We start from the raw sequence: 19,411 nt of genomic DNA on the forward strand, positions 1-19,411 counted from the left end.
AATCGGGGGCCGGGCGGGGTCGTTATACCTGGCATGCCACCGCGACCGTCGGGTCGTGGGGCGCGGCAGCCGCCGGGAACATTCGGCAGGCCGCCCCGGTTACATACCCTGAACGCCCGAGCAGGTCCCCCGGATCGCCGGCGTTTCTCGCACTTCCTCCCCGCACAGTCGCACTGACCCCCGTTGAGTGCCGTGCGGGCACCCCCGATGCAGAGGAGCACGCCATCATGCGTACCGATCTGATCCGTAAGACCGCCCTGACCGCCGCCGGCCTCGCCTTCACCGGCGGCGCCATCGCCGGACCGGTCACCACCGCCTTCGCCGCCCCCACCACCAAGCCCACGTCGCAGACCCAGACCGACCGCAAGGGCGGCCACGGTGAGCGGGAACTGGGCGTGCGCTACGAGGCGCAGCCGAACTTCTACTACTGCGGCCCCGCCGCCACCCGCAACGCCCTGTCCGTGCAGGGCAAGAACATCAACGTCGACGACATGGCCAAGGAGATGGGCACCACCGAGGCCGGCACCAACTCCATCAACGACATCACCCCGGTACTGAACAAGGAAACCGGTAAGAACGACGCCTACCACAGCGTCGAGATCAGCACCCCCGACGCCGACGCCAAGCAGACCGACCAACTGCGCGCCGACATCGTCCGCACCGTCGACAACGGCCGGGCTGTCGTCGCGAACATCGCCGGCACCAGCACCGACACCGACGGAGTCAGCCACTCCTACGAGGGCGGGCACTACATCAGCGTCGTCGGCTACCACGACAACGGCAACACCGTCACCATCGCCGACTCCGCCAACCCCAACACCGCCGCCTACCAGATCACCGTCGAGCACCTCGCCGACTGGATCGCCACCCGCGGCTACGCCACCAGCTAACCCCAGCACCCGCACCAGAAGCACATGCCGAAGGGCCGGACCCCCACCACGGGGTCCGGCCCTTCGGCATGTCCAGAGGTCAGTGCTCGTTGCCCGCGCGGACCGGATCGACGTCGGGGGCCACCGCTGCCGACTGACCGCCGGAGGCCGCCTCCATGCCGGGGGCGACCTCGGCCGCCTCGACGCGGTGAGCCCGTCGGCGCAGCCACCAGGTGCTGGCGAGCCCGGCGAGCACCGCGAGGACCAACCCGGCCCAGGAGATGTCCTTCAGCCAGTGTTCGGCTGCCCGGCCGACCGTGTAGAGCAGGTATGTCGTGCCGAAGGCCCAGACCAACCCGCCGGCCGCGTTGGCCAGCAGGAAGCGGCGGTACGGCACGTGCAGCGCCCCGGCGAGCGGCCCGGCCAGGATCCTCAGCAGTGCCACGAACCGACCGAAGAAGACCGCCCAGACGCCGTGTCGCGCGAAGCTCTGTTCGGCGCGGGCGAGTTGCGCCGGGCCCAGGTGCTTGGGGAAACGTCTGCCCAGTCGGGCGAGCAGCGGGCGACCGCCGCGTCGGCCAACGGCGTATCCGACGGAGTCGCCGACGATGGCCCCGAACGCGGCGGCGCTGGCCACCCATTCTGGCTCGACCACGCCGGTGGCGGCGAGCAGGGCGGAGCTGACCAGGACGATCTCGCCGGGCAGCGGGACGCCCATGCTCTCCACGCCGATCACCCCGGCGACGAGCAGGTAGACAACGCCCGGAGGCAGCGCCGAGAGCCAGTGCTGAACGTCGATCACTCGGCACCCCTTCCGATCGGCCCCGACCCTACCCGCCGATCCGACGACGCGGCGCGGTCGTGGGCCACCCAACCCGTGACGCCCGGGTTGCACATATAGCAAGACGGACGTACGGTTTTGTTGGAAGCGGAATCGGGCGGTAAGTGTCACCTAACCTCGGCGGCACCCCGACCGGTGCGACAGACTGCTCAGGACTACTCACGGTCGCTGGTGTGAAGGAGTACGACGTGGCGAGCCTCGACACCTTCGGTGCGAAGACCCAGCTACGCGTCGGAGACGCGAGCTACGAGATTTTCAAGATCGACAAGGTGGACGGCCACGCCCGGTTGCCGTACAGCCTGAAGATCCTGCTGGAGAACCTGCTGCGGACCGAGGACGGCGCGAACATCACCGCCGACCACATCCGCCAGCTCGGCGGGTGGGACTCCACCGCCGCCCCGAGCGTGGAGATCCAGTTCACCCCGGCTCGGGTCCTGATGCAGGACTTCACCGGTGTGCCCTGCGTGGTCGACCTGGCCACCATGCGCGAAGCCGTACGCGACCTGGGCGGCGACGCCAGCAAGGTCAACCCCCTCGCCCCGGCCGAGCTGGTCATCGACCACTCGGTCATCGCCGACCTGTTCGGCCGCGAGGACGCCTTCGCCCGCAACGTCGAGCTGGAGTACGAGCGCAACAAGGAGCGCTACCAGTTCCTGCGCTGGGGTCAGACCGCGTTCAACGAGTTCAAGGTCGTCCCGCCGGGCACCGGCATCGTGCACCAGGTCAACATCGAGTACCTGGCCCGGACCATCATGGAGCGGGGCGGCCAGGCCTACCCGGACACCGTGGTCGGCACCGACTCGCACACCACGATGGTCAACGGCCTGGGCGTGCTGGGCTGGGGCGTCGGCGGCATCGAGGCCGAGGCCGCGATGCTCGGCCAGCCGGTCAGCATGCTGATCCCGCGGGTGGTGGGCTTCAAGCTCTCCGGCGAGATGCCGGCCGGCACCACCGCCACCGACCTGGTGCTGACCATCACCGAGATGCTGCGTAAGCACGGTGTGGTCGGCAAGTTCGTCGAGTTCTACGGCCCCGGCGTGAGCGCGGTGCCGCTGGCGAACCGGGCCACCATCGGCAACATGTCCCCGGAGTACGGCTCCACCGTGGCGATCTTCCCGATCGACGCGGAGACGATCCGCTACCTGGAGCTGACCGGCCGCGACGCGGCGCAGGTCTCGCTCGTCGAGGCGTACGCCAAGGAGCAGGGCCTCTGGCACGACCCGGACGCCGAGCCGGAGTACTCCGAGCGCCTGGAGCTGGACCTCGGCTCCATCGAGCCGTCGCTCGCCGGCCCGAAGCGCCCGCAGGACCGGGTGCCGCTGGGTGCCGCGAAGACGCTGTTCCGCTCCGCGTTGACCGACTACGTGGCCGACGACTCCGTCGGTGAGCGCGACCTCAAGCCGGGTGTCCCCCGCGAGGAGCTGCCGCGCGGCGCCAACGGCCCGGCCGACGAGGCCAGCGCCGAGTCCTTCCCGGCCAGCGACCCGCCGGCCAACGAGTTCAGCGACCCGGCCGACGAGCCGCGTGACCTGGAGACCGCCGCGGTCGGTGCCGGCGGTCGTGCCAGCAACCCGATCCGGGTCACCGGTGCCGACGGTGTCGAGTACGAGCTGGACCACGGCGCTGTGGTGATCGCCGCGATCACCTCGTGCACCAACACGTCCAACCCGCAGGTGATGATCGGTGCCGCGCTGCTGGCCCGCAACGCCGTCGACAAGGGCCTGACCCGCAAGCCGTGGGTGAAGACCACCCTGGCCCCGGGTTCCAAGGTCGTCATGGACTACTACGAGCGGGCCGGCCTCACGCCGTACCTGAACAAGCTCGGCTTCAACCTGGTCGGCTACGGCTGCACCACGTGCATCGGCAACTCGGGCCCGCTGCCCGAGGAGGTGTCGGCCGCGGTCAACGAGCACGACCTGTCGGTGGTCTCGGTGCTCTCGGGCAACCGGAACTTCGAGGGCCGGATCAACCCGGACGTCAAGATGAACTACCTGGCGTCCCCGCCGCTGGTGGTCGCCTACGCCCTCGCCGGCACGATGGACATCGACCTGGCCAACGAGCCGATCGGTGAGGACACCGAGGGCAACCCGGTCTACCTGCGTGAGATCTGGCCGAACAGCGCCGAGATCCAGGACGTCATCGCCCAGGCGATCGGCGCCACCGGGTTCAGCGCCGCGTACGCCGATGTCTTCGCCGGCGACGAGCGGTGGCAGTCGCTGCCGACCCCGACCGGCGACACCTTCGCCTGGGAGAACGACTCCACCTACGTGCGTAAGCCCCCGTACTTCGAGGGCATGCAGCAGGAGCCGAGCCCGGTCGTCGACATCTCCGCCGCCCGGGTGCTGGCCAAGCTGGGTGACTCGGTGACCACCGACCACATCTCGCCGGCTGGCGCGATCAAGGTGGATTCCCCGGCCGGCACGTACCTCGCCGAGCACGGTGTGCCGCGCCACGAGTTCAACTCGTACGGTTCCCGCCGGGGCAACCACGAGGTGATGATCCGGGGCACGTTCGCCAACATCCGGCTGCGCAATCAGCTGGTGCCCGGGGTGGAGGGCGGCTTCACCGTCAACCACCTCACCGGCGAGCAGACCTCGATCTTCGACGCCTCCGTCGCCTACCAGGAGGCCGGCATCCCGCTGGTCGTGCTGGCCGGCAAGGAGTACGGCTCGGGCTCGTCGCGGGACTGGGCGGCCAAGGGCACGATGCTGCTGGGGGTCCGGGCGGTCATCGCCGAGTCGTACGAGCGGATCCACCGCTCGAACCTGATCGGGATGGGCGTGCTGCCGTTGCAGTTCCCGGTGGACGTCACCGCCGAGTCGCTCGGCCTGACCGGCACCGAGACGTTCACCATCACCGGGGTGACCGCCCTGAACGACGGTGAGGTCCCCCGCACCGTGCAGGTCAGCACCGACACCGGCGTGGAGTTCGACGCCGTGGTGCGGATCGACACCCCGGGTGAGGCGGACTACTACCGGCACGGCGGCATCCTCCAGTACGTGCTGCGCCGCATGATCGCCAGCTGACGTACCGACGTCACCAGGCTCCCTTCCGCCCTCGGCGGGAGGGAGCCTGCGTCGTTCCCGTGTCGGGCCCCGTCCCGGGCTAGCCTCTTAGCTAAGGAGGTGCCACGGTGGCCGGCGAGGAGATCGTGATCAGCCGGGCTGGTAACCCGGTCGCCAAGGTCATTCCTCTTCGTCGTACAACGCGCACCGGTCGCGGATCTCTGCGCGGTGCGCTGGATCTCACCGGTGACTGGGATTCCGACGAGGTCAATGACGAGGTTTCTCGCGACTTCGGGCCGCCCGGATGAGGCTCTTGCTCGACACGCACGTGGTGCTCTGGGTGTCTGATCGCGACCTCCCACAGCGTGACCCGGTCCGCCACGATCACGCCATCGCGGCCGGCCGGCTGCCGGCGATCCACCGGGATCCCTTCGATCGACTGCTGGTCGCGCAGGCCCTGCACGAAGGGCTGACCCTGGTCACCCGGGACGACCGCATCCAGAAGTACGACGTAGCGATCCTGGTGGCGTGACTTCCGTCCTCGCGATTGAGGTCGTCGACCCGGTCGGTCAGGGTGCGGCGCGCTGAGTGCTCAGCGCAGCCGCAGCGCGACAGCGCGGGCCTCCTCGTCGGTGAGCGGCAGGAACCACAGGAAACGGCGGACGATGGCGACCGGGTCGGGTCCGCCCGGCTGGCCGCGCAGGTCGCGGATCGCTCGGCGGGTGATCCGGGAGAACTCGGGGATCAGGGTCGCGCGGCGGGCGGCGTCCGTCGGGGTCGCTCGCAGCGTCGGGCAGGGCCAGTCGCGACCGCAGGCGTCGCACGTCCAGAGCGGGCCGTCGGCGGTGTGCGCCACCGACGGCCCGCACCGGGACCGCCAGCGTGATTCGGGTATGACGTTCGGCGCGCGACCCGGGCCACGGTACGCAGGGTGTGGTGGCCCGGTCGGGCCGGTGTTGACCACCCGGGGTGAGGCGGGCCGAGCCGGTCGATTGTCCGGCCGATGTGGGCGGTTGCAGGACCTGTCCTCGGGCATTCTGTGCTCCCTCCGCGACGCTGTCTACACAGCACCCTGCCGAGGGTTGCCAAGCAATTACACCGCGTAGAACTATTACCTTCCGACGTTTGGAACGTTCTGGAGGGCCTGGAGATGAATCGAGCCGTACAGGCGGCGATGGTCGAAAAGGGCTACACAGCGGACACTCTCGCTGCTCAGATCGGTGTCGATCCGAAGACGGCAGCGAAGTGGGCGAGCAGGGATCGAATTCCCCAGACTCGTCATCGCGCGCGGGTCGCCGAGTTGCTCGGCCGGAACGTCGACGAGCTGTGGCCGGACGCGCTGAAGCGCCGGACGCCGGCCTGGTTCCGGCCCTGGGCCGAGATCGAGCGCGAGGCGCTCTCGCTGCGGTGGTTCGAGCTTACGTGGATACCGGGCCTCCTTCAGACCAAGGCGTACGCGCTGGCGACGCTCGATGGTGAGGCGTTGACACCGGCCGAGGCCGACGACCTCGCCGAGGCGCGGCTGAGCCGGCAGGCCATCCTGCGCCGGGAACGCCCGCCGCTGCTCGTCGCGGTCCTCGACGAGGCGATCCTCCGACGCACCCTCGACGGTGACCGGGCCATGATGCGGGAGCAGTGCGAGCGGCTGGCCGAGCAGGCCGCGCTGCCGAACGTGTCGCTCTTCGTCGTGCCCACCGACGTCGGCATGTACCCGGGCCTGGGTGGGCCGTTCACAGTGGCCGAGATGCCGGACGGGGCGCGGGTCGCGCACGTCGACAGTCAGGCGCAGGCGCAGCTCATCGACAGGGTTGCCGACGTTGCTACATTCGATCGACGGTGGGAACGCATTCGCGACGCAACCCTGTCGCGCGCGCAGTCCCTCAACCTCATCAGGGAAGCGGCGGCATCATGGACCTGACCGGCGCTCGGTGGCGCAAGAGCAGCAAGAGCGGCAACAACGGCGGAAACTGCGTCGAGGTGGCCGACAACCTCGCGGGCGTCATCGGCGTACGCGATTCCAAGGACCCGGCCGGTCCGGCGCTCGCCTTCGACCCGGCGGCCTGGGCCCGGTTCCTGGTGTTGGCCAAGCGCGGCTGACCCCTCCCAGCGGTCGAGCATGCGGCCCTACGGTGCAAGTCAGCACCGTTGCTGTGGCCGACGGGTCAACCCGTGCTGGATAACGGGACTCCTGGTAGATCAGCGTGTGTCGAGCGAGAAGATCGCGCCGATCTTGCAGTTTCGGTCGTCGACATGGGCGGGATGCCCCTTGTGTCGGGACAGAAAATGCAAGATCGCGGAGCGGGGACAGACCCGGCCCGTCGATCATGGAGTTGTGGTGCCTGGTTTGGCAGTTCACGGGGGCTTTGTTGCCCACCACAACTCCATGATCGGCGAGGCGGTGCCGGTCCAGATGACCGACGTACCGCTCCTGATGGCGGGCGGCCGCTCCGCTACCGGGCGAGTTCGTCGGCCCGGTCGAGCAGCGCACGGCGCTCGGCGGTCGAGTCCACCGCTGCCGCCGCCTCCCGGAACAGTCCTGCCGCCCGTAGCCGGTCGCCCTGTCGGGCCACCAGGTCGGCCTCCACCGCCACGGCGAGCGGGTAGCCGTCCAGCCCTCCTCCGGCACGCGCCGCGTCGAGCAGGGCCAGCCCGGCGGCCGGGCCGTACGCGTACCCGTGCGCGACCGCCCGGTTGAGCGCGATCACCGGCGAGGGGCGGAGGTCGGCCAGCGCGTCGTAGTCCCGCGCGATGGTCGGCCAGTCGGTGTCGTCGGCCGAGGCGGCGGTGGCGTGGCAGGCGGCGATCCGGGCCTGCCACGCGTACGGCCCGTCGTGGCGTACCCGATCGAGGGCGGCGAGCCCTTCGGCGATGGCGGCGCGGTCCCACCGGCCGCGGTCCTGCCGTTGCAGGGTGAGCAGGGTGCCGGCGGCGTCGCGGCGGGCGTCCCGACGGGAGTGTTGGCACAGGACCAGCGCCAGCAGCGCGGCGACCTCGGACTGCTCGGGCATCAGCCGGTCGAGCAGCCGGGCCAGCCGGACCGCCTCGTCGGCGAAGGCTGGTTCGCCGTCGGTGACGTAGCCCCGGGTGAACAGCAGGTACAGCACGGCGAGGACACCGGGCAGCCGCTCGGTCAGCGCCGGCCCGCTGGGCACCCGGTACGGGATGCCGGCCTGGGCGATGCGGGTGCGGGCCCGGGTCAACCTGCGGGTCATCGTCGACTCGCTGACCAGCAGGAGGCGGGCGATGTCAGCGGTCGGCACGCCGCAGACCGTTCGCAACGTCAACGCCACCCGGGCCTCGATCGCGAGTGCCGGGTGGCAGCAGGTGAAGATGAGCCGTAGCCGGTCGTCCACCACGTCCCGGCCCACCTGCGGCTCCGGCGACGCGTCGTCCGGCGTGAGCAACGCCAGGTCGTGCAGCTTGCGCCGTTCCACGGTGGCCCGGCGCAGCACGTCGATCGCCCGGTTGCGCGCCACCGTCATGAGCCAGCCGCCCGGGTTGGTTGGCACACCGTCGGCGGGCCAGCGTTCCAGCGCGACGGTCAGCGACTCCTGGGCGCAGTCCTCGGCCAACGCCCAGTCCCCGGTCACCCGGATCAGGGTCGCGACGATCCGGGGGTACGCCTCGACGCTGGCGGCCGCGACGGCCTCCGCCACCGCCGCGCCGGCCGGCGCCTGGGTGGGCATCGGCCGGCGCTGCGAGGTGGGCAACCCGGTCAGTCGGGCAGGTCTGCGAACGGGCGCAGTTCCAGTCGCCCTTCGCGGGCCATCGGGTGGGTGCGGGCCACCTCGATGGCCTCGTCGAGGTCGGCGCAGTCGAGCAGGTCGAAGCCCACGATCACCTCGGCGGTCTCCGCGAACGGGCCCTCCGAGACGAGCAGTTCGCCGCCGCGAACCCGGACGGTGGTGGCCGCGCTGGTCGGTGCCAGCGCGTCGCCGGTCAGGCGGCGGCCACGAGAGTCGTTCTCCGTCACCCACTTGTCGATGTCGGGTAGCTCGGTGGGGTCGGTGTCCGGCTCGGTGTCGCTGCAAACGAACATCATGTACTTCATCTGGTCACTCCCTGGTCTCTCGGGGTATCGCCAGCATGACGATCGGCCGACAGGGTTCCGGACACCGTCCCCCGAAAAACTTCTGGTCAGTCTCCGTTGGCGGCGCGGCGGCGGGCCTCGCGGGTCTTCATGGCGTGCTCCATCAGCGTGACGAGCACCTCCTTGCTGGACTCACGCTGCCGGGCGTCGCAGAGCAGCACCGGCACGCCCGGGTCCAGGTTCAGCGCGGCCTGCACCTCGTCGAGCCGGTACGCCCGGGCGCCCTGGAAACAGTTCACCGCCACCACGAAGGGCGTGCCCCGACCCTCGAAGTAGTCGATCGACGGGAAGCAGTCGGCGAGTCGGCGGGTGTCGGCGAGCACCACCGCACCGATCGCGCCCAACGCCAGCTCGTCCCAGACGAACCAGAACCGGTCCTGCCCCGGTGTACCGAACAGGTACAGCACCAGGTCGTCGCTGATGGTGATCCGGCCGAAGTCCATCGCCACGGTGGTGGTGGTCTTGCCCTCCACCCCGGACAGGTCGTCGATGCCGACCCCCGACTCCGTCAGCACCTCCTCGGTGCGCAACGGCCGGGTCTCGCTGACCGCGCCGACCATGGTCGTCTTGCCCACGCCGAAGCCACCCGCGACCAGGATCTTGATCGCGGTGGGCAGTGGCGTCGCTCCCGCCGGCCGGTCAGAGTGCCCGTAGTCCATTGATTACCGCCTCGAAGATGCTGTTGTCGGGAAGACCGGCCGTGGTCTGCGGCTCGCGGACCTGCACCAGGCTGCGGGCTGCCAGATCACCGAGAAGCACCCGGATGGTGCCCACCGGCAGGTCGAGATGGGCGGCGATCTCGGCGACGGACTGTATTCGTTGACACAGCCCGACGATCGCCAAATGCTCGGGACCGAGACCGACCTCGGGCGTGACCTCGGCTCGGGTCGCCGTGACCAGGGAGATCAGGTCGAATGTGCCGGTGACCGGGCGGGCCCGGCCGCGCGTCACCGCGTACGGACGCACCACCGGACCCGCATGGTCATCCACCCACTGATGGTCTGCGGACTCCCCCTGGACCGTCATCGCCGCTACCTCTCGCCGACCTGCTGATCGGTGCCGCGCGACGGCGATGCGACGTACTTGCCGACGCGGGTGACCAGCATCGCCATCTCGTAGGCGATCAGGCCGACGTCGGCGTCCTCGGTGGCCAGCACCGCCAGGCAGGCGTTGCGGCCGGCCGCTGTGACGAACAGGAACGACGACTGCATCTCGATGATGGTCTGCTGCACCTGCCCGCCACCGAAACGCTTGCCGGCCCCTCGGGCGAGGCTCTGGATGCCGGCCGCCATCGCTGCGAGGTGCTCGCCGTCGTCCCGGCTCAACCCCTGGGAGGAGGCCATCAAGAGGCCGTCGGTGGAGAGCGCGACCGCGTGTTCGGCCTGCTTCACCCGGCCCACCAGGTCATCCAGCAACCACGTCAGGTCGGCGCTCGAAGCCGTCTTCTGGGTCACTTCGTCGTCCTCTTCTCGCCCGGCTGTGCGCCGTGTTCGTCTGGGGCTTGACCGTCACACCGCGTGGAAACCCGCGTCATCGGTGCTCGGTCAGGTCGCTTGTGGATCCTCGTCGGTCGACTCGGACGGTGTCGCCGCCGGGGTGCCGGAGGCGCCGCCGAGCAGCCGAGCCGCGTCGGTCCGCCCACGCCGGGTGCCGGTCTGGTAGGAGCTCATCATCCGGCGGACCTGCTCCGGTGGCCGCACCACATCCTCGTCGTCGGTCTCCGACATCGCCGGGTCGTCTCGCAACTCGGGAACGATGTTCGCCTGTCGGACCCGGACGGGCAGGCCGGAGTCGGTCCGTTCCGCGTCGGCGCGGGCGGGCACCGGACCACCGTCGCCGGCCGCGACCGGCTCCGCGTCGCGGGCCTCCGGGCGGGTGCGGTCGACGGCGGGCAGGCCGGTGGGCACGGTGGGAGCTTCCAGGGCCGGCTGACCCGGGCCGCGCCGGGCGCGGGTGGGCAGGTCGGGTGTGCTGGTTGCCGGGGTGCTCCGCTGCCGGGTGGGGAGAACGGTGTCCGCCTCGGCCTCCTCGTCCGACGTCGGGGTGGTGGTGGCGGTCGGCGTCGGCGCCGCCGACGTCGCCGGTACGTCCGGCGCGGTGGTCGTCGGTGCGGCGAGCGCGACCGGTGCGGACGACGCCGGACGGCCGCTCTCCGTGGCGGGCGTCGACGACATCGGGATGCCCGAACCGGCCCGGAACGAGCCCGAGTCCTCCGGGGCGGCGTCGGCCTCGGTGACCAGCTCCAGCGGGATCAGCACGACGGCCGTGGTGCCGCCGTACGCGGACTCCTTGAGCCGGACCCGCACGCCGTGCCGTTCGGTCAGCCGGCTCACCACGTAGAGCCCGAGCCGGGCGGCGTTGGCGAGGTTCAGCTCGGACTGGTCGACGATCCGGTGGTTGGCCGCGGCCAGGTCCTCCTCGCTCATGCCGAGGCCCCGGTCTTCGATCTCGATGGCGAACCCGTTGGAGACCAGTTGGCCACGGACCTCGACCGTCGTGTGTGGCGGGGAGAACGACAGGCCGTTCTCGATCAGCTCGGCGAGCAGGTGGATGATGTCGCCGACCGCGCGGCCGGCGAGCGAGACCGGCCCGAGCGGCAGCACGTTGACCCGGGTGTAGTCCTCCACCTCGGCCACGGCGCCGCGCACCACGTCGACCATTGGGACGTTGCGCCGCCAGGCCCGACCGGGGGTGGAGCCGGAGAGCACGATCAGGTTTTCCGCGTTGCGCCGCATCCGGGTGGCCAGGTGGTCGACCCGGAACAGGTCCTCCAGCTCCTCCGCGTCGTGTTCGCGGCGCTCCATCGCGTCGAGCAGGGTGAGCTGACGGTGTACGAGCGCCTGCGTGCGTCGGGCCAGGCTCAGGAAGACCTCGCGGACGTTGCGACGCAGGTCGGCCTGCTCGACGGCGGTGCGCAGGGCGGTCTCCTGAACGGCGTTGAACGCCTTGCCGACCTGGCCGATCTCGTCGGTGCCGAACTCCAGCGGGGGCGCCTCGGTGGCCACGTCGACCTCCTCGCCACGGCCGAGCCGCTCGACCACCCGGGGCAACCGCTCGTCGGCGAGCTGCCAGGCGGCCTCACGTAGCCGGTCCAACTGGCGCAGCAGGTTCCGCGCGGTGGTGATCGAGACGACGACGGAGGCGATGACGGCGAGCAGACCCAGACCGGTGGCGAGCACCAGCCGGACGACGACCATCACGGCCACGCCGGTGGCCCGATCCACGATGCCCTCGCCGCCGGCGGTGACGGCGTCGTTCACCTCGGTCAGTGCCGGCTCGACGGTGCCCCGCCACTGCTCGGCACCGATCGGTAGCTGGGTCGACGGCCGGCCCTCGCGGATGATGCTGTCCTGCACGGCGCGCAGTCGGGTGAACGCCTCTCCTCCGACGAGCTGCTGGTAGCGGCGCTCGTCGGCGTCGGAGAGGCGGGTGCGGACCTCGTCGCCGAGGAACCGCTCGGCGGCGACCAGGCTGACGTAGCGGGCGTACTCCGACCCACTCATCCGGCCGTTGCCGAAGAGCCCGCTGAGCAGCGCGTCCTCCTGGGAGATCAGCTCCTTCATCCGGTTGAGCTGGATCAGGGCCGCGGCCTCGCCGGCGATCTGCTTGTCGTCCAGGCTGCCCGTCACGTCGTAGATCTGAAAGATCGACTCAATCGCCTCGGTGTACGCCTCGGCGGCACCGAGCCGGTCGATCTTGCGGTCCAGCACCTCCGCGCGGGTCTGCTCCAACGCGTTGACCTGGGCGATCGTCATGCTGAGCTGGGTGTCCAGTGCGGAGCTGCCGGCGACGTCGACCTGCCAGTCGCGCACCGAGTCGGCGAAGTCGGCGGCGAGCTCGGCGGCCTTGCGCTGCTCGGCCTCGAGCGCCGTCCGCTGCGCGGCCTCGGGGTTGCTCAGGTACGCCTGGGTCAACCGCCGTTCCAACTGGAGCTCCTGCAACAACGGCTCGGTCGGCGTGTAGACCTTGCTGTTGATCACCTGGACACCGAGCAGGTTGAAGCCGTCGCGCAGGGTCACCCAGGCCGCGAACATCCAGAGCGCGACCAGGGAGAGCAACAGGGCAACAACCTTGGTGCGGATACTCGTACCGCGAGAACGCATTGAACCGTCCCAGGCCGGGCGTTGACTCAGCTCATCAACGAATGATCAGAGGGGGCGACGTCCCACCGCGGTGGGGCATCCGGGGCTGAGGCTCTGCGTACGCTAGCAGTGTCCACACAACCCCTCAAGTTGTTGCTTTTCTTGACTGGTAGCCGCAATCCGCCACCGATCGGTCCACTCCGGAGGCCCGAATTGCGGCCAGCCGACAGGCGGCGAGCACGGCGGAACGAACGATCATGGTCGGACAGTACAGCTCCTTGCCGTACCACAGTGGACGGTGTTCCCGGTCGGCGGATTCATGCAGGTAGGCGTGTCCACGGGCCACGGCGTCGTCGACCCGGGCCACGGTCGTCGGCACCGCCAGCAGCACCTGGAGGGCGTACGCGGTCTCTTCGGCCGTGCCGTCCCACCGCCCCCACGAGCCGTCCGCGCGTTGGCTGTTCAGCACCCAGCCGGCCGCCCGGTCCACCGCCTCGGCGGCCGCCGCACCCCGCCCGAACTCGGCCAGCGCCAGCACGCAGCAGGCGGTGGCGTAGTACGGCGAGGCGTGCCACCGGTCCTGCCAGGCGCCGTCCGCGCGCTGATGCCCGCTCAGAACCGTGCTGAGCCGATCGACAGCCCGGTGGTAGCGCGCGTCCGCGTCCGGATGCCGGGTCAGGTGCTGACCGAAAGCGTCCAGCACGTGGGCGTTGGTGGTGACCGAGAAGCCGTCCTCCCCCGGCCAGGTGCAGAAACCGTCAGCCGTCTCGTACGCCCACAGGCTGGCCGGGTCCGCCGGGCGGCCGAGCCGGGCCAGCGCGTCGAGGGACACCGAGGTGGTGTCGGCGTCGGTCGGCAGGCCGTCGCCGGTGGCGATGCCCTGACCGGCGGTGGCCGCGGTCAGGCTCTCCAGCACGGAGGCCGGCGGGTTGATCGTGATCCCGGCGCGGCGCAGGCCGCTCAGCACCCAGGCTCGCTCGAAGACGGTGATCGGGGCTGGGCAGGGCACCGGGCCGCCGCCGTCACGGATCAACGCCAGCAGGAAGGCGTGCGCGGCGGGACCGGCGGCCGGGCCGACCGCGGTCAGCCAGGCCGCGGTCGCGGCGGGTGAGGCGCCGACCGCGGTGAGGGTGGGGCCGGCGTCGGCGGGTACCGCGTCCAGGATCTCGTAGAAGTGGGCCAGCTTCGGTGGCAGCGTCACTCCGGCGGCCACCGCGGACCGCACCGCGCGCAGCCGGTCCCGGTTCAGCCCGGTGGGCAGCGGCAGCGGCGGGCGGGGCAGCCGGTCGGCGGTGGCCGGCGCCAGCCCGGCGAGCCGGTCGTTGATCGTGTCGACCAGCGCCGGAACGATGATGTCCAACGCCGGGGTGTCCGGCAGCGTCCGGGCGTCGGCGCGGAGCAGCGTGCCGACGAGCGCGCCGAGGCCACCGGCCACCGGGGCGAGCAGCTCCGTCCCGGCCCGCCCGTCGGCCAACGCCGCGAGCAGCGCGTCGGTGGCGCTCAACGTCGGCACCAGGGCGTACCCCTCGGGTGGGCCCCACGCCCCGTCCGGGCGCTGGCTGCGCAGCAGGAACGCGATCCGCTGGTGGTGCCCGGGCAGCCAGCGAGCGTCGGCGACCAGCCGCCCGGTCTCGTACACCGAAGCGGCGACCTGCCCCCACGGCCGCAGGCCGAGACCGGCGATCAACCCGCGGGCGGCGTCGTCGACCGGGTCGGCTGCGGTCGCCGCGTCGGCGAACACCCGGGTGGCGCCGTCACTCATCGCGCGCCCCCCAGAAGTCCGACAGTTGGTAGAAGCCGCCGGTGAAGGAGATCTGCCGGTTGAGGTAGTCCGCCTGGCGGGGGCAACGCTCGGCGAGGGCGGCCAGGTCCCCCCGGGACCGGGCGGTCAGCTCGGCCAGCCGGTCGTGCACCTGCGCCGGGTCGTCGACCAGCGAAAGGGCGTTCAGGTCACCCCACTCGGCGTCGCGCCCCTGCGTGGCGAGGTCATTGACCAGCCGCAGCACCCGCTGCACACCACGTCCGGCGTCCAGCAGGTCGGTCAGCTGGGCGAGGGTCTTCTCGTCGCCGGTGGCGATCCAGTGGGTGACGTTGACGAAGGAGCTGCCGGAGTTGTCGGCGTTGTCCAGGTAGCGGTCCAGGTCCGGCAGGCGTCGCCCGGTGGTCGGGTCGGTCGGCAGGTTCTTCCAGTCCCACTCCCGGGCCATGGCGGCGAGCATCCGGGCCAGCTCGTCGCGCCAGATCGGGCGCAGCCGGGCGAACGCCGGCACGGTGGCCAGCTCGTCGCGCAGGTCGGCCAGCAGTCGCGCCAGGTGGCGGCCCGGCGGCGGGGTGGCGCCGTCGGCCACCGCGAGGCAGTCGGTCACCACCTCCCGGATGTCGTCCACGGACCGGGCGAGGTAGTCGACCTGCCAGTCGGCCGCGAAGACCCAGAGCACGGTACGGGTGGTGATCCGCAGTTCGGCGACGGTGTGCCAGGGCGCGATGAAGGCGACAGTGGTGGCCACCGAGCTGAGCAGCGCCGGGTCGAACGGCGCGGCGTCGAACAGCTCGGGATGGGCGGCGGTGACACTCTGCAGGTCGCGTACGCCCCGCACGGCGAGTGCGCACACCCGGCCCTGCTCGGCGATCGCGTCCTGACCTGCCCGTGCCGGTCGCGGGGTCTCCGTCACGAGGCGGCCGTGCGCTCGACCGGGGTGAGGAAGAGCTCGGCGCGCTGCTTGGGTTGCAGCGAGGCGCCCATCCGAGGGGTGAGGTCCACCGGTTCGCGCAGCCGGAAGCGGTAGCGGCTCAGCACGGTGCTGACGATGAGCTGGGCCTCCAGCAGGAACAGGTACTGCCCGAGGCACTGGTGCGGGCCCCCGCCGAACGGGAAGTAGGAGTAGCGGTAGCGCCGCCGAGGCAGCTCCGGCGCGAACCGCTCCGGGTCGAAGAGCGCCGGGTCGTCCCAGAACGTCGACATCCGCTGGGTCACGTACGGGCTGACCAGCACGGTACCGCCGGCCTTGATCCGCACCCCGCCCAGCTCGTCGTCGCGGACCGCGGTGCGCGGGATCATCCAGCCGGCCGGGTAGAGCCGCAGCATCTCGTCGAGCACCATCCGGCCGTAGCGCAGCTGCGGCAGGTGGGCACGGCCGACCCGTTCGGCGCCGACCACCTGCTCGATCTCGTCGGTCATCCGCTCGGCGACGTCGGGGCGGGACGCCAGCACCGGCCAGAGCCAGGAGAGCAGGGCGATGGTGGTCTCGGTGGCGGTGGAGAACATCGCGACCACGTCGCCGCGGATCGCGTACTCGTCGGGTTCGCTGCCGTCGGCGCGCGGCCGGCAGAGGGTGGAGATGATGTCGTCGCCGTCGGTGGGACGGGCCCGAGCCTCCCGGATGATCGGCAGCACCACCTCGTCGATGGTGCGCACCGCCTCGCGGAAGCGCCGGTCGCCGGGCATCGGCACCGCGTACGGCACGGCGGGCATCACCAGTCGTGGCAGCATCGCGGTGGTGAGGGTGTCCAGCGCGCCGCTGATCCGCAGCGCGTCCGGCACCGAGATCCGGTCGGCGAAGAGCACCCGCATGGTGGTACGCAGGACGATCCGGGTCAGCTCGGCGCCGCCGTCGATCGGGCGATCGGCGAGGGCCGGTTCGAGCCATTCGTCGACCGCCTCGTTGATCGCCTCGGCCATCTTGTCGACGAGCGTCTCGGCCCGCTTGGCGGTGAACAACGGTTGTAGCGCGCCTCGGCTGGACTCCCAGATCTCACCCTCGGCGACCAGGATGGCGTCACCGACGATCCGACGTACGGGTCGCCAGAGCAACCCGTCGCCGTCCCGAATGTAGTTGGCAACGTTGTCCCGCAGCACGCGTTGCAGGTGCTCAGGATGGCTGACCAGATAGGGGCGGAACGAGCCGAGGTTGAGCCGGACGACCTCGCCGTCGGCGGCCTCCGCGAAGTCGACGAGCGCTCCCAGTGGATCGCGGACCAGCGCGGGTAACGCGCGTCGTAACGGGATCGTCCGGGGTTCGGTGCTGACGGTGGCGGGGCGCGCCTCGGACACCTGCGACATCGAACCACGTCTCCTCGTCGTCCCGGCGACCGCAGCGATCCACTTCGGTCGGGCAGGCTGATGAAACTTTCACCTTCTGGGCCAACGGGAAGCATCTCACCAAACGAGGAGCACCTCCAGACTTGCGGACGGCGCAATTTCCGTCTACACCAACGCACGCATGCCGATATTCCAATGCGGGCGGATCCTGATTGGACACTCAGGCGAGCGGCGAATCGGCGCGGCGGGGTGGGACGGCCCCGCGCGTCGCCGACCTGGCTGCGCGGCATCGGCACCAGACGGGCGACGGCGGGTTGGCCGGTGCGGGTCGGTGACCCAGGACGCACCGGTACCCCCGAATCCGGGCGACGCCCGGCACCCTGTGCCAGGCTCTGTGGCATGGACGACAAGACCATCCTGAACCGGATCTCCGAGCTGGTCGACGAGGAACACAAGCTGCGTGCCGACGCCCAGGCCCACGAGTCGGGCACCGAGGGCGAAGCCAGCGAGCGACTGCGCGCCCTGGAGCAGTCCCTCGACCAGTGCTGGGATCTGCTGCGCCGCCGGCGGGCCGCCCGGGAGACCCACGGCGACGCCGACGCCCAGGGCGAACGCCCCAAGCCCGAGGTGGAGCGCTACATGCAATAGCCGACGCGGCGGGTCGGGCGGCGGGTCCGCCCGACCCGCTCCGATCAGCGCAGCCCCGCCTCGCGCAGCAGCTCTCCGGCCAACGGGCCGGGATCCGTCTGCTCGCCGGAGAGACCCCGGGCCGCGAACCAGGCACCGACCACCCGCACGTCGCGGGCCAGGAACTCCGGCCCCTGCGGGTTCGCCACCACGTCGACCACCTGCGGCAGGTCGATCACGACCAGCCGACCCTGGTGCACGAGCAGGTTGTACGGCGACAGGTCGCCGTGCGCGTAGCCAGCCCGAGCCAGCACCCGCAGCGCCTCCACCAGCTGGGCCCACAGGTCACGCAGCTCGGCCGGGTCGGGTCGCAACTGGGCCAGTCGGGGCGCCGCCTCCCCCGACTCGGCGTCACCGACGAACTCCAGCATCAGCTCCGTGCCCCGCAACTGCACCGGGTACGGCACGGCGATCCGGTCGTGCCCGGCGCCGATCTCCCAGAGTCGGCTCAGGGCCGCGAACTCTGCCGCGGCCCACTGCCCGGCGATCATCTGCCGGCCGAACGCCGTCCGACTGGCCATCGCCCGGTTCTCCCGGGACCGGCGCACCCGACGGCCCTCCAGGTAGCCGGCATCGCGGTGGAACAGCCGGTGCTCGGGATCGCGGTAGCGTTTCACCGCGAGCAGGCAGGACCGGTCGGTGTCGGGCACCGCCCGACGGACCAGGTGGACGTCCGCCTCCTTGCCGGTCTTCAGCACACCCAACTCGGTGTCCTTGGCGGCCAGCTCGGTGATCAGCCAGGCCGGGTGCGGCTGTGGCCCGTGCACGGCGTCGTCCCAGGAAGACCAGCGCTCACCGGTGGCCGGGTCGGGCTCGCTGTCCGGGTCCGCGAGCGGCTCGGTGGGCCGCCCGCGCTTCAGAAACTGCGGTTCGTCGTCGTCGAAGCGGCTCTTGCCGCGGGTCCGGCGCTCAAGCGCCGGAAGGTCATGATCGCGCACTGTGGTGAGGTTCCCTTGGTCGAGACTGAGATAGGTTGCTGGAAACGACCTGTGAAGACGGCCATTACCGACCCCCTCTCCTCAACCGGGCACACACCCGGGATGCACGATGCGCGGCTAATGCTGGTACCACCACTGCGGCTGGTCAACCGAATTACCGAGCCATCACTCGAAGGCGACGGCCAACGCGGGAAACCCTCAGCGGGCGAGGACGGTGGCGACGGCGGCGATCAACCCGTCCACGGTCCGGCTCGGCGCGAACCGGACGTCCGACCAGGTGCGCCCTCGGTGCAGCCAGACGCTGGGTAGCCCGACGGCAGCGGCGCCGCCGATGTCGGCCTCCGGGCTGTCGCCGATCACCCACGAGCCGCGCAGCGGCATCCGCACCCGCTGGGCGGCGAGCGCGAAGATTCTCGGGTTGGGCTTGCTGACGCCGGCCTCCTCGGAGATCACCCAGTCGGCGACGTACTGGTCCAGCCCGGTCCGGCGAATCTTGGCGTCCTCGACGCGTACGGTGCCGTTGCAGACCACCACCGGCACCCAGCCGGCGTCATCGGCGATCCGCAGCGCGCAGGCGGTCAGCGGGTCGAGGCGGGTCTGCGCCACCACCCCGTCGTGCAGCTCCTCCACCAGGTCGATCGAGGGAATGCGCAGCTCGTAGCGGTCCCTGATGGCGTCGGCGAGGTCCCAGCGGTCGGTCAGACCGTCGGCGTCGATCGAGACCAGCCAGTCGATGTCGGTGTGGGGCGCGTCGATGCTGTCCAGGAAGCGCTCACCCCAGCGGCGGAACGGCCCGGCCCGGTCCAGCAGGGTGTTGTCCAGGTCCAGCAGGAGCAGTGGCACTCGGGCACCCTACGGGA

Annotated in this window: 20 protein-coding genes; 7 read left to right on the top strand and 13 right to left on the bottom strand. The window is 71.0% G+C overall.

The annotated features are described in order from the left end of the window. Positions 1-227 precede the first annotated feature (227 nt). Positions 228-890 (top strand): C39 family peptidase, encoded by a 663-nt coding sequence (locus DLJ59_RS20815; protein ID WP_124774308.1) that lies wholly within the window; start codon positions 228-230, stop codon positions 888-890. A 79-nt stretch (positions 891-969) separates the two neighbouring features. Here DLJ59_RS20815 and DLJ59_RS20820 read toward each other — a convergent pair whose 3' ends face one another. Further along, positions 970-1,671 (bottom strand): DedA family protein, encoded by a 702-nt coding sequence (locus DLJ59_RS20820; protein ID WP_244236144.1) that lies wholly within the window; start codon positions 1,669-1,671, stop codon positions 970-972. 212 nt (positions 1,672-1,883) lie between these two features. Here DLJ59_RS20820 and DLJ59_RS20825 point away from each other — a divergent pair, with 212 nt between their 5' ends. The 3 genes from DLJ59_RS20825 (at position 1,884) to DLJ59_RS20835 (ending at position 5,247) form a co-directional block, all read left to right on the top strand. After that, positions 1,884-4,736 carry an aconitate hydratase gene (locus DLJ59_RS20825; protein ID WP_124774309.1) on the top strand — a complete coding sequence of 951 codons (2,853 nt, stop codon included), beginning with the start codon at positions 1,884-1,886 and terminating at the stop codon, positions 4,734-4,736. 107 nt (positions 4,737-4,843) lie between these two features. Continuing rightward, the gene (locus DLJ59_RS20830; RefSeq protein WP_124774310.1) at positions 4,844-5,023 is read left to right on the top strand and encodes a type II toxin-antitoxin system Phd/YefM family antitoxin; all 180 of its coding nucleotides are present in this window, start codon (positions 4,844-4,846) and stop codon (positions 5,021-5,023) included. Between the two features lie 32 nt (positions 5,024-5,055). After that, entirely contained in the window at positions 5,056-5,247 is a 192-nt protein-coding gene (locus DLJ59_RS20835) for a type II toxin-antitoxin system VapC family toxin (protein WP_425271447.1), read from the top strand. Between the two features lie 60 nt (positions 5,248-5,307). On the opposite strand, the gene DLJ59_RS20840 is transcribed toward DLJ59_RS20835, so the two are convergent. Next, the gene (locus tag DLJ59_RS20840) at positions 5,308-5,571 is read right to left on the bottom strand and encodes a hypothetical protein (protein WP_244236145.1); all 264 of its coding nucleotides are present in this window, start codon (positions 5,569-5,571) and stop codon (positions 5,308-5,310) included. Positions 5,572-5,865: 294 nt separating this feature from the next. On the opposite strand from DLJ59_RS20840, the gene DLJ59_RS20845 reads away from it, so the two are divergent. Then, positions 5,866-6,633: a helix-turn-helix domain-containing protein gene (locus DLJ59_RS20845; RefSeq protein WP_124774312.1), complete on the top strand. Its 768-nt coding sequence runs from the start codon at positions 5,866-5,868 to the stop codon at positions 6,631-6,633. Continuing rightward, positions 6,624-6,812, top strand: a complete 189-nt coding sequence (locus DLJ59_RS20850; protein ID WP_112588675.1) for a DUF397 domain-containing protein — start codon at positions 6,624-6,626, stop codon at positions 6,810-6,812. The genes DLJ59_RS20845 and DLJ59_RS20850 overlap by 10 nt, the downstream gene beginning before the upstream one ends. 353 nt (positions 6,813-7,165) lie before the next feature. Here DLJ59_RS20850 and DLJ59_RS20855 read toward each other — a convergent pair whose 3' ends face one another. The 9 genes from DLJ59_RS20855 to DLJ59_RS20895 form a co-directional block, all read right to left on the bottom strand. Next, positions 7,166-8,401 carry an RNA polymerase sigma factor gene (locus DLJ59_RS20855; RefSeq protein WP_124774313.1) on the bottom strand — a complete coding sequence of 412 codons (1,236 nt, stop codon included), beginning with the start codon at positions 8,399-8,401 and terminating at the stop codon, positions 7,166-7,168. Between the two features lie 29 nt (positions 8,402-8,430). Beyond that, positions 8,431-8,766, bottom strand: a complete 336-nt coding sequence (locus tag DLJ59_RS20860) for a YciI family protein (protein WP_124774314.1) — start codon at positions 8,764-8,766, stop codon at positions 8,431-8,433. Between the two features lie 86 nt (positions 8,767-8,852). Next, entirely contained in the window at positions 8,853-9,464 is a 612-nt protein-coding gene (locus DLJ59_RS20865) for a GTP-binding protein (RefSeq protein ID WP_124774315.1), read from the bottom strand. Then, on the bottom strand, positions 9,445-9,831 hold the full coding sequence (locus DLJ59_RS20870; protein WP_030337267.1) for a DUF742 domain-containing protein: 387 nt from the start codon (positions 9,829-9,831) through the stop codon (positions 9,445-9,447). The genes DLJ59_RS20865 and DLJ59_RS20870 overlap by 20 nt, the downstream gene beginning before the upstream one ends. Positions 9,832-9,836: 5 nt before the next feature. After that, positions 9,837-10,259, bottom strand: coding sequence for a roadblock/LC7 domain-containing protein (locus tag DLJ59_RS20875; RefSeq protein ID WP_030337269.1), 423 nt, complete (start codon positions 10,257-10,259; stop codon positions 9,837-9,839). A gap of 90 nt (positions 10,260-10,349) precedes the next feature. Further along, positions 10,350-12,908 (bottom strand): sensor histidine kinase, encoded by a 2,559-nt coding sequence (locus tag DLJ59_RS20880; protein WP_124774316.1) that lies wholly within the window; start codon positions 12,906-12,908, stop codon positions 10,350-10,352. A 124-nt stretch (positions 12,909-13,032) separates the two neighbouring features. After that, positions 13,033-14,649 carry a prenyltransferase/squalene oxidase repeat-containing protein gene (locus DLJ59_RS20885; protein ID WP_124774317.1) on the bottom strand — a complete coding sequence of 539 codons (1,617 nt, stop codon included), beginning with the start codon at positions 14,647-14,649 and terminating at the stop codon, positions 13,033-13,035. Next, positions 14,642-15,559, bottom strand: a complete 918-nt coding sequence (locus DLJ59_RS20890) for a terpene synthase family protein (protein ID WP_124774318.1) — start codon at positions 15,557-15,559, stop codon at positions 14,642-14,644. The genes DLJ59_RS20885 and DLJ59_RS20890 overlap by 8 nt, the downstream gene beginning before the upstream one ends. Next, positions 15,556-16,893 carry a cytochrome P450 gene (locus DLJ59_RS20895; protein ID WP_208648780.1) on the bottom strand — a complete coding sequence of 446 codons (1,338 nt, stop codon included), beginning with the start codon at positions 16,891-16,893 and terminating at the stop codon, positions 15,556-15,558. Before DLJ59_RS20895 ends, DLJ59_RS20890 begins: the two co-directional genes overlap by 4 nt. Before the next feature lie 432 nt (positions 16,894-17,325). On the opposite strand from DLJ59_RS20895, the gene DLJ59_RS20900 reads away from it, so the two are divergent. Beyond that, the gene (locus DLJ59_RS20900; RefSeq protein WP_124774320.1) at positions 17,326-17,574 is read left to right on the top strand and encodes a DUF2630 family protein; all 249 of its coding nucleotides are present in this window, start codon (positions 17,326-17,328) and stop codon (positions 17,572-17,574) included. A 44-nt stretch (positions 17,575-17,618) separates the two neighbouring features. Here DLJ59_RS20900 and DLJ59_RS20905 read toward each other — a convergent pair whose 3' ends face one another. Beyond that, the gene (locus DLJ59_RS20905; RefSeq protein ID WP_124774321.1) at positions 17,619-18,551 is read right to left on the bottom strand and encodes a serine protein kinase RIO; all 933 of its coding nucleotides are present in this window, start codon (positions 18,549-18,551) and stop codon (positions 17,619-17,621) included. 198 nt (positions 18,552-18,749) lie between these two features. Then, complete coding sequence (locus DLJ59_RS20910; protein WP_124774322.1) at positions 18,750-19,394, bottom strand: HAD family hydrolase; 645 nt, start codon at positions 19,392-19,394, stop codon at positions 18,750-18,752. Between the last annotated feature and the right edge of the window lie 17 nt (positions 19,395-19,411).

It is taken from the genome of Micromonospora inaquosa, from assembly GCF_003857055.1.
In the GTDB taxonomy this organism is placed as follows: Bacteria; Actinomycetota; Actinomycetes; order Mycobacteriales; family Micromonosporaceae; genus Micromonospora; species Micromonospora inaquosa.

What these genes read in the sequence shown, in the direction of transcription:
- DLJ59_RS20815 (WP_124774308.1), top strand. Translation starts at nt 228, where the DNA reads ATGCGTACCGATCTGATCCGTAAGACCGCCCTGACCGCCGCCGGCCTC.
- DLJ59_RS20845 (WP_124774312.1), top strand. Translation starts at nt 5,866, where the DNA reads ATGAATCGAGCCGTACAGGCGGCGATGGTCGAAAAGGGCTACACAGCG.
- DLJ59_RS20850 (WP_112588675.1), top strand. Translation starts at nt 6,624, where the DNA reads ATGGACCTGACCGGCGCTCGGTGGCGCAAGAGCAGCAAGAGCGGCAAC.
- DLJ59_RS20855 (WP_124774313.1), bottom strand. Translation starts at nt 8,401, where the DNA reads ATGCCCACCCAGGCGCCGGCCGGCGCGGCGGTGGCGGAGGCCGTCGCG.
- DLJ59_RS20860 (WP_124774314.1), bottom strand. Translation starts at nt 8,766, where the DNA reads ATGAAGTACATGATGTTCGTTTGCAGCGACACCGAGCCGGACACCGAC.
- DLJ59_RS20865 (WP_124774315.1), bottom strand. Translation starts at nt 9,464, where the DNA reads ATGGACTACGGGCACTCTGACCGGCCGGCGGGAGCGACGCCACTGCCC.
- DLJ59_RS20870 (WP_030337267.1), bottom strand. Translation starts at nt 9,831, where the DNA reads ATGACGGTCCAGGGGGAGTCCGCAGACCATCAGTGGGTGGATGACCAT.
- DLJ59_RS20880 (WP_124774316.1), bottom strand. Translation starts at nt 12,908, where the DNA reads ATGCGTTCTCGCGGTACGAGTATCCGCACCAAGGTTGTTGCCCTGTTG.
- DLJ59_RS20885 (WP_124774317.1), bottom strand. Translation starts at nt 14,649, where the DNA reads ATGAGTGACGGCGCCACCCGGGTGTTCGCCGACGCGGCGACCGCAGCC.
- DLJ59_RS20900 (WP_124774320.1), top strand. Translation starts at nt 17,326, where the DNA reads ATGGACGACAAGACCATCCTGAACCGGATCTCCGAGCTGGTCGACGAG.